The organism is Macellibacteroides sp., from assembly GCF_050251695.1.
In the GTDB taxonomy this organism is placed as follows: Bacteria; Bacteroidota; Bacteroidia; order Bacteroidales; family Tannerellaceae; genus Macellibacteroides; species Macellibacteroides fermentans.
On sequence record NZ_JBFWMI010000038.1, the window covers coordinates 1 to 15,249 of the forward strand.

Genomic DNA, 15,249 nt, shown 5'->3' on the forward strand with positions numbered 1-15,249 from the left:
GCACTTGATTCCGTTTCGGCTACGCCTGCACTCCATCAAGTGCTGACATTAGCCTCTATTTTTTCTGATTAGCTGGTATACTTTTCAATTGGAATGGTGGTATACTTTTGAACTGTTATTTATAAGAAAAAGACGGATACGCATTTTTAAGGCAAAAAGAAGACGAGGAAGGAAAAACGATTGGCTTAATTCGACGGATGCCTTTAACATATGAGCAAACATTGCTTTGTGTGTTGCTTCGGGAATGGCTGGATGAATTTGAAATCACGGATACGGAAACACGGAATCTGTACATTACACATAAACAATTCAGAGAACGAATCGAAATATTTTTTAAAGAAAAATCAAATCAGGCTAAATTGTTGAGAAATTTGGACACTTTGATAAAAGACATGCTGAATCTGGATTTCCTTAAAAAAATAGAAGACACTCCATATCCCGATGAGAGAAAATATGAAGTTCGCCGTATTATCAAATCAAAAATTACAGCAGACAAGTTGTTTGAGTTCAAACAAAAACTAACCGATTATGAGTCACAATTATAGTTTGTTTAGTACTCAATCATCGGAAGCCGGTTATCGACTTCAGCGGGTTGAAATATTCAATTGGGGCGTATTTGATAAACAAATATTCAGTATATCTCCTGAGGGGAACACAAGTCTACTGACAGGAGCCAATGGAGCGGGTAAAACAACTTATTTGGAAGCAATTTTGACCCTTTTGGTACCAGAACGGCGTATGCGTCGTTACAATCAGGCATCAGGAGCAAATACAAAAGATGAGCGATCGGAAGAATCGTATGTGTTAGGCGAAATTGGTGAAACAGAATATGAACAGACAAGGGAAATTCAACGTCTGCGCCACGATAAGACCAAAACTTATTCTATCATCTTGGCTGTATTTCGAAACGAAGAACGATTTATAACACTTGCTCAAACCCGATGGTTTGTTGGCTCTGAAATGAAGCGCAGTTTTGTTATATCTCACAAAGAATTATCTATCGAAAAAGACCTTATACCTTTTGATGCCAATGGTCTATGGAAAAAACGTTTGAAACAAAAGTATCCTAAATATGGAACCAAAGAATTGGTAGAGTTCTTTGATTCTCCGGGGAAATATGCAGAAGCAATGCGCCGTTTTTTCGGTATGCGTTCAGAAAAAGCGTCTATTCTTTTCAGTCAAACTGTTGGTCTGAAAGTGCTCGGTAATCTGGACGATTTTATCCGGAAGAATATGTTGGAAGAAACAAACATAGAAGATGAGTTTTTCTCTCTAAAAGAAGGATTTCAATCGTTAGTAAAAGCGCATAATCAAATCCTAAAAGCAGAAACTCAGTTAGGGTTATTAAATCCGATTGTTGAAAAGGACAAAGAATTGCAATTGTTGAATCAAAAACGGCGTGAACTTGACGAACTGCAAAATACAACTCCCATTTATTTTACTACCCGAAAACAAGATTTATTAGAAAAAGAAATTGAAAAACAGGAGCGGGAGCTAAATGATTATGACTTGAAAATAAAAGATTCAACAGATATCATTCAACAAAAGGAAGATGATAAAACGACCTTGATGGTTGAAATAAAACAAGACGAAGTCGGCAATCAAATAGCAGAGTTAGAAAAGCGAATCTCAACTCAAACTAAAGAGAAAGAACGCAGGGAAGGATTATTGGATAAGTACAACAATCTTGTTCGTAAAATTAATCTACAAGAAAACCCTGACGAAAAATATTTCGACACTCAATTAGAAACGATAAACAGTCTAAAACAAACATTAGAAAAAGATGCTGTTGAAGTCCATCGTTCTTGTATTTTAGAAGAAGAAAAAGTAAAGCGACTCAATAATGATTATGCAGAAAAGGCCTCAGAATTAGAAACTCTTCGTAAACAGAAAAATAATATTACAGGGCGAGTGGCAGAAATTCGTCAGGAAATTTTGCAGGCAACAGGAGCCACAGAAACAGAAATTCCATTTATAGGAGAATTGCTTCAAATAAGAACCAACGCAAAAAACAAATGGGAATTTGCGATTGAAAAAGTGTTACACCACTTTGCTTTGCAATTAATAGTACCTGAGCGATTTTATCATCAGGTAAACCAATTTGTCAATGATAATAACCTGAAAGGACGAATTGTTTACCAACGAATAAAAGAGGAAAACTTTTTGAATCAATTTGTCCCTGACGTCCAAGACAGCCTGTTTTCTAAAATGGAACTCAACAGGCAGTCGGAATATGCCGATTGGTTGGAAAATCAGATACGAACCCACTTCGATTATGTTTGTACCGATGATTTGAGTTTGTTCAAAACTTATAAACGAGCCTTGACGTCTTCGGGGTTAATAAAAAACGACAGACGGCATGAAAAAGACGATCGTTTAAAAGTATTCGACAAGTCTCATTTTGTTTTAGGTTGGGATAATAAGGAAAAAATCAAGATTACGCAAAAAACTCTTTTCGAAATTGACATAGAAATTAAAACCGCTGAAAAGCAAGTTAAAACCTATGAACGTCAATATGACCGAATGAATAAAGAAAAAGAAATTGCTATCCTGTTGTCTGGATTTGAAAAATTTCAAGAAATAAACTGGCAAGAGATGGTAGTTTCTATTCAAAAAATCACGGAAGAAAAAGAAGCATTAATAAAAACCAATAATCGGGTTGAAACGCTCAAAAAACAATTGAATGAATTAATTGATGAGTTGAAAGTGTTGAATGAACATTTAGATACTTTCAAATCAACCAGAACGCTTATTGATGATAAGCGTAACAACAATCGGAAAGAATTGATAACATGCAAGCAAACTTTATCTGAGTTTTCTGATATGGATTTTGCAAAACAATTTTCATTTTTCGAGTCGTGTTTTGAAAAATCAAAACAGTTTACATTATCGACGTTTGAATCAATACAAAAAGAAATAAGAGACAAGTTACTTTCAGATATAAATGAGAATAATAACAAAATAAAGTCTTCTGAAAATAAATTATCCGAATGCTTAATCGAATTTAAGAAGCCAAGCCAAGAGCTTCGAGGAAAATTTCCCGATTGGGAAAGTGATACGGATAAATTATCCTTGAATCTGGAATTTATTTCCGACTATATTGAATTATATAATCGGATTAAGAATGAACAATTATATGAATACAAGGAGCGGTTCAAAAAATACCTCAACAATGATATGATTGACCGGATGACTAAATTTCAAGCACATCTGGAAACACAGGAGGAGAATATCAGAGAGAATATTGAGGCGCTGAATAATTCTTTAGAAAAGATCAATTTCCGTCCTAATCCTGAAACCTATATATTTTTGGATATAAAAAAGGACAATTCAGAGAAAATCCGCCAATTCAGGTTGAATCTTAAAGAATGGAAACCCAACATGGCAGAGTATCTGATTACAAAAGAAGATCAAATACTGGAGAAGAGTTTTTTGAAAATAAAGTCTTTGATAGAAACTCTTTCAAATAATGAAAATGAACGCCGGTACGTTACCGATGTCAGAAATTGGTTGAATTTTAGCGCCAAAGAATTGCGCAGAGAAGATAAAAGCATTTATAGAACTTATGACAGTACCGGTAAGCTTTCAGGAGGAGAAAAAGCCCAATTGACATATACTATTTTAGGTTCGGCAATTGCTTATCAATTTGGGATTAGTCAAACAGGTCGAAATACAAATTCTTTTCGTTTCATTTGTATTGATGAATCATTCAGCAATCAAGATACGGAAAAAGCAAATTATTTAATGCAGCTTTGTAAACAATTACACTTACAGCTGTTATGTGTTACTCCAGATACTCAAACAGGAGTTATTGAACCATATATCTCTGCAGTTCATTTTGTAAAAAGAGAAAGTAATCGAAATGCAGTTATTTATGACCTTCCTATTTTGCAGTTTCAAACTGAAAGGCAAAAATACATTGCAGCACAATCATGATAACAGTTTCTGAAATAAAGAAAAAAGCAAATACCTTGTATAAAGAGTATTTACAGTCGCTTATAGAAGCAAATCAAAGTTTCTTTCCGAGGCAAATTCGTTCCAATAAAAAGCCGTCGGAAGATTTTATTAAAATGAAAGAGGAACTGAATGAATTGATTTCTTGTTCTACAGATCGAAAACCCTATGGATACTCTATCCATTATGAAACGATTAATACCAAGAAACATGGTGTACAGAGCCTACCTCAATCTTTCACGTTTGAATGCGAAGATAATTATTTGAAATTTATTGGAAAAGAAAAGGAAGTTGCTTTATTTAAGAAAAATGTATTGCAAATCACTTCTGAATTTCCTCAACTCCTTAATTGGTGCCAAAACAATCCATTTTCAATTACCGCTAATTCTGAAAGATGGAATGAAATACTCAAGGTATGTAGATATTTCATTTCCAATCCCAATCCTGATTTATATATACGGCAATTGCCGATTGAAATCCATACAAAATTTATAGAAGAAAACAAGGCAATCATCCAATCATTATTGGATATATTGATTCATAATCATATTCAAGATCAGAATGAGAGAGTTTTCGAAAAACGATTTGGCTTAAAATGTAAGCCTGTACAAATCAGGATTAGAATAATAGACCCTGACATTGCAAATAAATATTTTTCTGGATTAACTGATATTTCTATCACAGAGGACGAATTGAGAACTCTTGATTTGGATTGCTCAAAGATTTATATCACAGAAAATGAAATGAATTTTCTTACATTGCCAACAATTAAAAATGCCATTGTTATATTTGGAAAAGGATTTGCAATCAATACTTTGAAAAATGTAAATTGGCTACAGTCAAAATCTATTTTTTATTGGGGTGATATTGATATTTACGGATTTCAAATATTGTCTCAATTAAAGGGCTATCTCCCAAATACAAAATCTATAATGATGGATATGAGTACTTATGAACAATTTAAAGAAATGAGCGTTGAAAACAAGGTTGCTAATCCTCCTAAATTATCAAATCTTGATGCAAGTGAAATTTGTATGTATGAGTTTTTAAAAGAAAATGGGCGAAGACTTGAACAAGAGAAAATTACTTATTTGTATAGTTTGAAGTTTCTAGTATGATAAGAATATTGTAATATAATTGTGAACCAGATTTGAAATCTGTATCTTCGTCCCCCGTAAGTCGTTCTTTGTGTAGTGTGAAAATGGTACAAATAAACGAGGTTAGCTCGTTTCTAAATCGTTACCTATCGAGAATTTTATTCTTGTAACCCGCTTGCTTTCAGCCGAAAATACAAAATTCTATGTCTTGCTATGTGATAGGTAATAAGTATGTCTGTATTTCTGCTTTTCAAGGCTGAATATCAGTATTTTGAAATATAAATGATGTAAATTCTTTAACGTCAAAACCAGCAAATACATACGCCTGTGAAGGAGTATGCTTTTCCTTCACAGGTTTGTATCTATAGTATTTTAATCAGACTTTTATTCTTCCAGATTTATGGATAGTACCATCGGTTCTATATATCCAGAATATTTTACGGAATGCGATTTTGTGGAATAAATACCTTCAAACTTTAGTCTTATTAATTCGTCGTTGTCAGGATTTGTCGCTTTTACAAGATCAGTTACAATCTCGGTTTTTGCTTCACCGTTTATTGTATTTAACAACGTTAAAACAGCTTGCGGTTTTTCTGAACTACCCTTTGAAACAAATTGCACATTCTTGTTATTCAACGTATCACCGTTGAGTACCAAAATTAAATTACGTCCTAATGTTGCATTGGGGAATGTTCCTTCCATATAGCCATAGGGATGATGATAATCGTCCGGGTTAGTGTCATCGTTTCCGCATGAAAGAAGTGAAAGAGGTAAAATTAAAAGTAAGTAAAATAGTTTTTGTTTCATAAGTTATAAGTATTAAAATGAGGTGAATTCGTTCCTTGAATCTTTACTCCTCTTGTAGGATTATTAATTACAAACATATAATAATTTAATATTAATCGGATGATCCAATTTGTTAATATTTGATAATTAAGTTATTTTAGTTATTTCAATTAAAAACTGTTTTTGACAAAACAATCTGTCATCTATCATTTTTGCAGTCAGATCCTTTTGTTGAAGCGGCTTCTGACAATGACAGATGCTGTGTGACAGATCCTTTTCATCTGTCATCTGTCATGTATTATTTTTTTGAGTTGTATTCCTCTTTTACTCTTTTGTGTTGAATACAACAGTGCCGTTTGCTGGTTTGAAAAGTGTCGTGAAGATGATTTACATTTCCCGTTTATAAATAAATGAATCTCTTAAGTAAAGAAATTCTTTCATGCCTGTAATTAAAGTAAAAGACTTAAGAGTCGAATTCGTTCGACAGCTGTCAAAATGCATTTTGACAACTGTCGTAATGCATTTCTACATATGTCAAAATCGATTTCGACATATGTCAAACGATTTGTTCTCTTAAATGAAAAATATTATATGTCGTTGTGTAAGAGTTGTTTGGCTTAGTATTTGCGCCGATTATATACCTTGGAAATTTTCAAACATAAAGAATGAAACAAATAGATATAGTGACGAGATAAATAGGATGTATTTAGCAGAGGAATGGACAGCGGAATCAGAGATTCTTCAATGACGTAGCAGATTCTATAGGGTAAGCCTGCGGGGAAGAGGGAATGGAAGTCTGAGAGATAAAAAAAGGAGATGTTTCTGTCTGAAACATCTCCTTTATCGTTATAGCAATACAGTTTAATCACATAAAAAACGGAATTACTTGGCTACTGCTTCCAGTCTCTTCATCAGGGCGAAGATAATTGATCCGGAAATGATACAGCATACGGTAAAGAATACCCATACCTGCCAGATTTCGGCTTTACCCCAAAGAATTGTACCGATTACCAGTAACTGGTTACCCAATGCGGTGGCACACAACCAACCTCCTTGCATAAGTCCCTTGAAACGGGGAGGAGCAACCTTCGAAACGAAGGAGATACCCATCGGACTTAAGAACAGCTCGGAGATAGTCAGCGAGAAATAGGTGGCAATCAACCAATAGGCCGATGCACGTTCGGCATCTGTTCCTTCGGCAAGATCTTTTGGAGCAACCAGTCCCAGTGAACCTACAATCATGATAAGGAATGAAGCGGCAGCCAAAAACATACCGATACCGATTTTACGGGGAGCTGAAGGCTCGATACCTTTCTTATTCAACCAAGCAAAGAATCCAACCACTACCGGTGTAAGTGTTACAACAAACAACGGATTGAAGGATTGGAAAATTTCGGGAGAGATAGGTGATCCGTTAGCAGCAACAAATTCATTGTAGAAGTTGATGGCAATAGCTGTACCGGCAACGAAGGCAATCACGCCGATGATACGATTCAACATCCTGGTTTTAGAGAAAGCAACAATCAATCCACCTACACCGGCTGCAATACCCATCAGAGAGAAGATATTGAAGATAAGGCTGGTTCCCGGACCTACATGTGTTTCTGTGTAGTCTCTGGCAAACAGAGTAAGTGTAACTCCGTTCTGGTGGAACGACATCCAGAAGAAAATTACGATAAGGAATACCAGACCGAGTGCGATAAGGCGTTTCTTCTCCTCGATCCAAGGCATCTTTTCTATTTTAACGCCACTTGCAGCAGCGGCTGTGGCCTGCTGTGCAGCAGTAACATCGCCCGGTGCAAGGTATTTTTTAGCAAACGTATAGACCAACATGGAAATAAGCATTGAACAGGCGGCAATGGCAAATGCAAAATGATAGCCGGTGTTAAATACATCCAGGTAGGTATTGGCAAATACGGTAAGGTCTGTTACAGCAGTGCCACCGCTTACTTCGTTGGCAAGGTTCTGCATCACAGAGGTGTCTCCCAGTTTGCCGTTAATAAGGTCGTGGCACATTTTAGGAAGTGCACCGTTATAAGACAGTCCGTGCTGAGCTAGCCACCAGTTACGAATACCCGTAGCAGCGTGGGGAGCAAAAATAGCACCGATATTGATACACATATAGAAGATACTGAATGCACGGTCGCGAAGCTGACTGTATTTAGGATCGTCGTACAGGTTACCAACAAGAGCCTGCAGGTTTCCTTTAAACAAACCGTTACCCAAGGCGATAATCAGCAATCCACCCAATACCGGGTAAAGTCCGGTTCCGGGAATGGCAATAACGATGTATCCCAGAAACATAAGTACGATACCCGAAAAAATGGTTTTACCAAGTCCCAACCATCGGTCGGCTACAAAGCCACCTACCAGCGCGAGTACATAGATCAAAAAATAGAACGTAGAATAAATACTTCCGGCCTCAACCTGATCGAGTCCGAATTTAGCCTGTAAGAATAGCAACAGGATCGCCATCATGGTGTAAAAGCCGAAGCGTTCACCCATATTGGCAATAGAGGCGATAATTAATCCTTTAGGATGTCCTTTAAACATGCGTCGTTACGTATTAAGTTTATAATTATTGAATGATCTGTTTGATGGCACCGGTCTGCGGGTAGAAATAAACCTTTACAGGCGCTTTCTTGTCTTCAAACATGGAAGGTGCGAGCGACTCCTGACTACCAAATTGTGTTACCTGGTGTTCTCCCTGGTACAGGGTCTTGTTGTTCATTTTTATCTCTATTGTGGCTTTGCCAGGCAGATTGTAGATAATGCCTTTCATATTTTTGAGTTTCTTTTCAGCCTCTTTAGGATCCAGTACGGGAGCCTTCTCGGTAGCCGTAAGGTTGATGTATACAGGAGCTCCTCCCAGATTATCGGCATCCACAATTCCCATCAGTTCCGAAAAGCGGAACAGGATTTCTTTTTCCATGTTGCCGGTAGGCTGTATGGTGAATTGTTTTTGCAACGATTCTTTGGTCACCACCCCGGTAAAGAGATTGGTGAGCGCTTTTTCCTGTTGTTCCAACTGTTCGATAACCAGTTTCATGGCATCGCCATCGGGTGGCAGGTTATCAGCTTCGCCTGTTAGTATATTGAGGCGGCTTTCACGTATGCGATAGATTTGTTTGGCTGCTACTTCTGCCTGTTTGGCTGTAGATCCCGCCATCAGAAGTTCTTCTGAAAGCACAGAGGTGGAGTTGATACCGGCAGGAACCACTTTTTTCTTTTTGGTAGAGTCGGCACTGAATATACTTTCGTCTACCTCTGCATTGATGGAACAGATCAGACCCTCTTCCGTAAGATAGACAAAGGGAGCTGTGGTACCCGATTTAAATTCAACCATGTACGAGTTTTCCTTATCCGGAATTCCCTTGTTTTCCAATGTTACCTTGTCAAGTTGAAAAACCACCTTGTCTTCGGTAATAACATCTTTAACGCCCAGGTATTTCTCGGCATATTTATAATAAGGACCGGCCTTGCTTGTAATTTTAGTAACTTCAGCGTCTATCGTAAATGTTGTAAGCGGAAGCGAATAAGCAACACCGAAATTGTTGCTCTTAACGGCGTTCATTTTTACCACTTTAGTCTGGGCTGTCATAGAAAAAGAGAACATCAGACCCGCTATAAGGATGAAATTTTTCATGATTCAAATGTTTTATATACTAAAACTAATTTGCAAAACTATTCATTTTTTTGTAAGAAGCAAGAGTAAAGTTCAAATAATCAGTCGAAAAACTGTTCATTTTTTTACTCTTAATAATTTCTAATCTGCTTAAATGCCTTGCCAAGCATTTCGATCATATCGCTGGCAATCATACTCTCTTCCGAACGATAAACCGCGGCAAGGTCGCCAGCCGTTCCATGAAGGAATACGCCCGATACTGCTGCGGTAACCGGACTAATTCCCTGAGCTAGAAGACTAAGTATGATTCCCGTAAGCACATCTCCGCTTCCGGCTGTGGCCATTCCCGGATTACCGGTGCAGTTAAAATATACGTTTCCTTCGGGCGAACATACCGCCGTATAGGCTCCCTTAAGTACGATACACAAGGAATGCTCCATGGCAAAAGCCCGGGCTTTGAGCAGACGCTCGTAAGAGGTACTGCTTTCGCCTGCAATACGGTCGAATTCTTTAGGGTGGGGGGTGAGGATGCTGAGGGGCGGAACCTTCTTGATCAATTCATTGTTGGACGCCAGCATGTTAATGGCATCGGCATCGATGACCAGTGCTTTCGTTTTTTGCTGAAGCAAACGTTCGAAGGCAGCGGCAGAATCCATGTGCTGACCTAATCCCGGGCCGATCCCTACAGCCGAGTAAGATCCCGAATCGGGTACGGACGAAAAATGTTCTGCATTATTGTCGAAGCTGAGCATTGCCTCCGGAAAGGCTGTTTGCAGGATGTTACCCCCTTTGGCGGGTACATGCACGGTCAGTAAACCCGCACCGCTCCGCAGGCAGGCTTTGGCGGCCAACTGAGCCGCACCCATCTTCCCTTTGCTGCCGGCAATAAGCAGGGCATGACCAAAGGTGCCTTTGTGTGAAAATTTATTGCGGGGCCCGAAAACCGGCGAAATGTCTTCTTCAAGCAGATACATAAAGTCGGCCGGAGTCTCCTCCACAATCTGCGGATGTGTACCGATGTCCAATACTTTCCATTCGCCTACATATACTTCGTTTTCTGCCAGCATAAATGCAAGCTTAGGAAAACCAAAGGTAAGCGTGGTGTGCGCCTGAATGATGGCCGATGGAATATTGGTGCGGTTGTCTTCGCCAAAGAGTCCGGAAGGTATGTCGATAGAAACTACAGTCGCTTCAGATTGATTGATGTATCTCACTACCGCAGCAAAACCTCCTGTAAGAGGACGGTTCAGTCCCGATCCGAACAGTCCGTCTATCACCACATCGCGGCTGGTAAGTACCGGCGGAATAAAATCGTCCACTACCTCCGTAAAGTCGATATTGGCCATGGCAAGCAGCCGCTGTTTGTTAAGCTCGCAATCGTACGAAAGGTGGTTGGTTGGATTAAACAGATAGGTTTTAAGCCGGTAACCTTCGTCAAGCAGTAAACGGGCGATGGCCAGGGCATCCGCTCCATTGTTACCCTGACCGGCAAACACAATCAGTTGTGTCTGTTTGGAATAACGACGGCAGAACTCATGTACAAAAACCCTTGCAGCACGTTCAACCAGATCGGCGGAATTGATGGGCTCGTTCTGGATCGTATACTGATCAAGCTCTTTAATGATATTTGTAGGAAATATTTTCATCATAATTTTAATGTATCTGACATAAATCGACATACAAAAGTATAACAAACTTTGCTATCATGCTACACTTTTTTGTGCTTCGGCGAAAAAGTTGTACATTTGTCGTCTCGTAACAAAAACGACATATGAATAGGATTCGGCTTAAAGATAAAGAATTTGAACTGTTTATTCCGGAGAGTAAAATCAAGGAAGCCATACAAGGCATGGCTGTTCGTATAAAAGAAGACATTAAAGGAACAGATCCTTTGTTTGTTGGAGTGTTAAATGGTGCATTTATGTTTGCAGCCGAACTGATGAAGGAGCTAAATGGTCCGTATCAGCTCACGTTTGCACGCTATTCATCCTATAAAGGGACCTCATCGTCCGGCGAAATCAATGAGATTATGCCCATACAGGTACCGGTGGAAGGACGTACCGTGGTGTTGATGGAAGACATCATCGATACAGGTTTTACCATGGAATTTGTAATGAATAAACTGCACAATGCCGGAGCCGCCGATGTGAAGCTGGCCACGCTGTTGTTTAAACCCGAAGCTATGCAGTGCAAATTGATACCCGATTATGTTGGATTGTCCATCCCCACCGATTTTATTGTTGGGTACGGTCTGGATTATGATGAACTGGGACGTATGTACCGCGATATCTACAAGATCGTGGAGCCAGGAAAATAAGGAAATTCAAAATATATAATAAAGAAGAATAAAGAGTATGTTGAACGTTGTAATTTTTGGCGCACCGGGCTCAGGAAAAGGTACGCAGAGCGAATTGATTATTAAGGAGTATGCGTTGGATCATATTTCAACCGGAGATGTTTTGCGTGGCGAAATCAAAGGAGAAACTGAGCTGGGTAAAATAGCGAAAGACTATATCGAAAAAGGTCAGCTTGTTCCGGACGAACTGATCATTAATATGCTTGCCAAGGTTTTGGACAGCAAAAAAGATTCTAAAGGTGTTATTTTTGACGGTTTCCCCCGTACTATTCCTCAGGCAAAGGCGCTGAAGGTGATGCTTAACGAACGTGGAACAGATGTTTCTGTTATGATCGATCTTCAGGTTGAAGAAGACGAACTGATCCAGCGTTTGCTTAAACGTGGTGAAATTTCGGGTCGTTCGGACGATAACCTGGAAACTATTAAATCAAGATTGGATGTGTATCACAACCAGACAGCTCCTTTGGCTGCTTATTATGTAGAAGAAGGAAAACACAAAGCTGTAAAGGGTATGGGTACAATCGAAGATATCTTTGGTCGTATTAAAGTTGCAATTGACGGAGCTAAATAAATTAAACAATGGCTGAATCGAACTTTGTAGATTATGTAAAGATCTATTGCCGCTCTGGAAAGGGTGGAAGAGGGTCTTCTCACTTTCGCCGCGAGAAATATATTCCGAAAGGAGGTCCCGACGGAGGCGATGGAGGGAGAGGAGGTCATGTGTATCTCCGGGGTAACCGGAATTACTGGACACTGCTTCACCTCAAATTTGAGCGCCATGTGATGGCAACTCACGGAAACGGCGGCGGTGCCAAGAAAAGTTTTGGAAAAGATGGCGAAGACCGCTACATCGATGTGCCTTGCGGTACGGTAGTGTATGACGCCGAAACGGGCGAGTTTATATGCGATGTAACGTCCGACGGACAGGTGGTGATGCTGCTGAAAGGCGGTAGGGGCGGTCTGGGTAACTGGCATTTCCGTACCTCTACCAATCAGGCTCCGCGTTATGCACAGCCCGGCGAGCCGTTTCAGGAACGGAAGGTGATTATGCAGCTTAAGCTGTTGGCGGATGTGGGATTGGTTGGATTTCCCAATGCCGGTAAGTCTACTTTACTGTCTGTAGTTTCTGCCGCCAAGCCCAAAATTGCAGATTATCCGTTCACCACGCTCGAACCTAACCTGGGTATTGTAGGTTACCGCGACGGCCGTTCGTTTGTAATGGCTGATATTCCCGGTATTATTGAAGGTGCCAGCGAAGGCAAAGGTCTGGGACTGCGTTTTCTAAGACATATCGAACGTAACTCCTTGTTGCTGTTTATGATTCCGGCCGATGCGGATGATATAAAGAAGGAATATGATATTCTGCACAATGAGTTGGTAAAATATAATCCCGAATTACTCGGTAAGCGAAGAGTGCTGGCTATTACCAAAAGTGATATGCTGGATCAGGAGCTGATGGATGCCCTGGCAGAGGATTTGCCGGATGTTCCCTATGTGTTTATCTCTTCCATAACGAATTCGGGTTTGATGGATTTAAAAGATTTGTTGTGGAAAGAGCTTAATAAAGAGACTTTCCACGAGGTTGAACGTATTGTTCATAAGAATCTGGATGTTTCGGCCCTTCAGTTTGACGACGACGATGATTACGTTTTCCCTGAAGATGAGGACGAGGAACCGGAGGAATATGACGAGTATGAATGGGATGAAGAAGATGAATCTACTCAAAATTAAAGAGCTTGTAATGTTGCAATTCCCTGTCTTCGGACAGGATTGCAACATTTCTCATTTTATAACAACCCGTTGCGGGGGAGTGGGTACTGCAGCTTATCAGGGATTAAACACAGGCTACTTTTGTGGTGATAATCCGGATACAGTGCGTACCAACAGATTGTTGCTCTGCCAATCGATGGGGATAGAACCGGATCGGTTGTTTGTGCCTTATCAGAGTCACGAAGACAACATAGTAAAACTTACCGAAGCATCGTTGTTTCTTGATAAGGATGCCCGGCGGGATTTATTGTATGGGGTTGACGCGCTGGTTACAGACGTGCCCGGAATTTGTCTGGGGGTTACTACTGCCGATTGTGTTCCTGTTTTGCTATACGATCCTGTAAAAAAGGTGGTGGCTGCCGTTCATGCCGGTTGGCGGGGAACGGTACAACAGATTGTTCTTAAAACCATTCGTTTTATGGAGAAGGAGTACGGTTGCAACTCCGAAGCTGTGCTGGCAGGAATTGGTCCCTGTATCGGTATGGAAGCTTTTGAAGTGGGCGAAGAGGTTGCAGATTCATTTATCGGAGCTGGTCTGCCGGTGGAAGAGTTTAGCCGCAGAAATGTACAGACAGGGAAATTACACCTCGATTTAAGTAAAGCCAGCCGCTTGCAACTGCTGCAGGCAGGTGTTTCCCCAACGAAGATAAACGAAGCCGGTTTATGTACTTTTTCAGACACGAACCTGTTTTTTTCTGCGCGGAGGCTGGGTTTTAACAGCGGACGCATGCTGAGTGGCATACAGTTGACAAATACTTTACAAGAATGAATATATCGGTATCGGAACAGATCTATCAGGCATGCCCCCGGTTACATCTGGGGATTATTTCCTGTGATGTGGTTAATACATCATCGGATGAAGCTTTATGGGAAGAAATAGCAGCAGAGGAAGAGTCTTTGCGCTTATCCATGCGCATGGAAGAGATTGCCCGGAGAATCCCAATATATGAAACCCGGCAGGCCTACAAGAAGCTGGGAAAAGATCCGAACCGCTACCGCCCTTCGGCAGAAGCTTTGTGCCGGAGGATTCTGAAGGGATATCCGCTTTACAAAATAGATACATTGGTGGATCTTATCAACCTGGTCTCTATCCATACAGGTTATTCCATCGGTGGTTTTGATGCCGGAAAAATAAAAGGAGATCTTATTTTAGGCGTAGGGCAAGCGGATGAATTATTTACTGGAATTGGCCGTGGCCCTTTAAACATAGAGGGGCTTCCGGTCTACCGCGACGGGCAGGGTGGTATAGGAACTCCTACAAGTGACGAAGAGCGCACTAAAATCGATCTCTCTACCACAAAGCTTCTGATGATAATCAACGGGTATTCCGGAGAAGAGAGATTAATGGAGGCTGTTGCATATGCAACGGATCTGCTTGAAAAGTACGCAACTGCACGCAATATTCAGATTGAAATGATATCGCCTGTTTTGTAATCGAATTGTGATGTTTGTTGAATAAATACTTCGATAATGTTAAATTATAGGCTGTTTTATGCTAAAAAGCATATTATTTCGTTTTAATATCAAATATATATATACATTTGTAGTATTATCCTTATTATTAATCAAAATTAGTGAACATGATTGAATCTATTGGTATGAATGCCGGTCTTGTGTGGAACGCTTTGAACGAAGGCGGGCGTATGGATGTAAAGTCCATT

General features: G+C 40.0%; 11 protein-coding genes and 1 pseudogene. 8 read left to right on the plus strand and 4 right to left on the minus strand.

All coding sequences use genetic code 11. The features are described 5' to 3' along the window. Positions 1-137 precede the first annotated feature (137 nt). From AB7E53_RS07425 to AB7E53_RS07435, 3 genes and pseudogenes are all read left to right on the plus strand, one after another. A pseudogene (locus AB7E53_RS07425) lies at positions 138-545 on the plus strand (DUF4194 domain-containing protein); the annotation flags it as partial. Beyond that, entirely contained in the window at positions 529-3,936 is a 3,408-nt protein-coding gene (locus AB7E53_RS07430) for an ATP-binding protein (protein WP_446774974.1), read from the plus strand. The pseudogene AB7E53_RS07425 and the gene AB7E53_RS07430, both read left to right, overlap by 17 nt. Next, on the plus strand, positions 3,933-5,072 hold the full coding sequence (locus tag AB7E53_RS07435) for a Wadjet anti-phage system protein JetD domain-containing protein (protein WP_446774975.1): 1,140 nt from the start codon (positions 3,933-3,935) through the stop codon (positions 5,070-5,072). Before AB7E53_RS07430 ends, AB7E53_RS07435 begins: the two co-directional genes overlap by 4 nt. Positions 5,073-5,435: 363 nt before the next feature. On the opposite strand, the gene AB7E53_RS07440 is transcribed toward AB7E53_RS07435, so the two are convergent. From AB7E53_RS07440 to AB7E53_RS07455, 4 genes are all read right to left on the minus strand, one after another. Next, positions 5,436-5,858 carry a hypothetical protein gene (locus AB7E53_RS07440; RefSeq protein WP_446774977.1) on the minus strand — a complete coding sequence of 141 codons (423 nt, stop codon included), beginning with the start codon at positions 5,856-5,858 and terminating at the stop codon, positions 5,436-5,438. A gap of 861 nt (positions 5,859-6,719) precedes the next feature. Further along, a complete protein-coding gene (locus AB7E53_RS07445; RefSeq protein ID WP_079682912.1) occupies positions 6,720-8,390 on the minus strand; it encodes a peptide MFS transporter in 1,671 nt (556 codons plus the stop codon). Between the two features lie 25 nt (positions 8,391-8,415). Continuing rightward, complete coding sequence (locus AB7E53_RS07450) at positions 8,416-9,483, minus strand: DUF4831 family protein (protein ID WP_446774979.1); 1,068 nt, start codon at positions 9,481-9,483, stop codon at positions 8,416-8,418. Between the two features lie 110 nt (positions 9,484-9,593). After that, positions 9,594-11,111 (minus strand): NAD(P)H-hydrate dehydratase, encoded by a 1,518-nt coding sequence (locus AB7E53_RS07455; protein ID WP_079682984.1) that lies wholly within the window; start codon positions 11,109-11,111, stop codon positions 9,594-9,596. Between the two features lie 122 nt (positions 11,112-11,233). Here AB7E53_RS07455 and AB7E53_RS07460 point away from each other — a divergent pair, with 122 nt between their 5' ends. Genes AB7E53_RS07460 through AB7E53_RS07480 form a run of 5 tightly spaced genes read left to right on the plus strand, consistent with a single transcriptional unit; the run spans position 11,234 to position 15,022 of the window. Continuing rightward, positions 11,234-11,779, plus strand: a complete 546-nt coding sequence (locus AB7E53_RS07460) for a phosphoribosyltransferase family protein (protein ID WP_350456756.1) — start codon at positions 11,234-11,236, stop codon at positions 11,777-11,779. Positions 11,780-11,816: 37 nt separating this feature from the next. Beyond that, on the plus strand, positions 11,817-12,389 hold the full coding sequence (locus AB7E53_RS07465) for an adenylate kinase (protein WP_068186900.1): 573 nt from the start codon (positions 11,817-11,819) through the stop codon (positions 12,387-12,389). Between the two features lie 8 nt (positions 12,390-12,397). Next, positions 12,398-13,549, plus strand: coding sequence for a GTPase ObgE (gene obgE, locus AB7E53_RS07470; protein ID WP_371690087.1), 1,152 nt, complete (start codon positions 12,398-12,400; stop codon positions 13,547-13,549). Next, positions 13,512-14,357 (plus strand): peptidoglycan editing factor PgeF, encoded by an 846-nt coding sequence (pgeF, locus tag AB7E53_RS07475; RefSeq protein WP_446774980.1) that lies wholly within the window; start codon positions 13,512-13,514, stop codon positions 14,355-14,357. The genes obgE and pgeF overlap by 38 nt, the downstream gene beginning before the upstream one ends. Continuing rightward, positions 14,354-15,022, plus strand: coding sequence for a B3/B4 domain-containing protein (locus tag AB7E53_RS07480; RefSeq protein WP_446774982.1), 669 nt, complete (start codon positions 14,354-14,356; stop codon positions 15,020-15,022). Before pgeF ends, AB7E53_RS07480 begins: the two co-directional genes overlap by 4 nt. Positions 15,023-15,249: the final 227 nt, after the last annotated feature.

Coding starts and splice junctions, on each gene's coding strand:
- AB7E53_RS07435 (WP_446774975.1), top strand. CDS start 3,933: ATGATAACAGTTTCTGAAATAAAGAAAAAAGCAAATACCTTGTATAAA.
- AB7E53_RS07480 (WP_446774982.1), top strand. CDS start 14,354: ATGAATATATCGGTATCGGAACAGATCTATCAGGCATGCCCCCGGTTA.
- pgeF (WP_446774980.1), top strand. CDS start 13,512: ATGAATGGGATGAAGAAGATGAATCTACTCAAAATTAAAGAGCTTGTA.
- AB7E53_RS07430 (WP_446774974.1), top strand. CDS start 529: ATGAGTCACAATTATAGTTTGTTTAGTACTCAATCATCGGAAGCCGGT.
- AB7E53_RS07445 (WP_079682912.1), bottom strand. CDS start 8,390: ATGTTTAAAGGACATCCTAAAGGATTAATTATCGCCTCTATTGCCAAT.
- AB7E53_RS07465 (WP_068186900.1), top strand. CDS start 11,817: ATGTTGAACGTTGTAATTTTTGGCGCACCGGGCTCAGGAAAAGGTACG.
- AB7E53_RS07460 (WP_350456756.1), top strand. CDS start 11,234: ATGAATAGGATTCGGCTTAAAGATAAAGAATTTGAACTGTTTATTCCG.
- AB7E53_RS07440 (WP_446774977.1), bottom strand. CDS start 5,858: ATGAAACAAAAACTATTTTACTTACTTTTAATTTTACCTCTTTCACTT.
- obgE (WP_371690087.1), top strand. CDS start 12,398: ATGGCTGAATCGAACTTTGTAGATTATGTAAAGATCTATTGCCGCTCT.
- AB7E53_RS07450 (WP_446774979.1), bottom strand. CDS start 9,483: ATGAAAAATTTCATCCTTATAGCGGGTCTGATGTTCTCTTTTTCTATG.
- AB7E53_RS07455 (WP_079682984.1), bottom strand. CDS start 11,111: ATGATGAAAATATTTCCTACAAATATCATTAAAGAGCTTGATCAGTAT.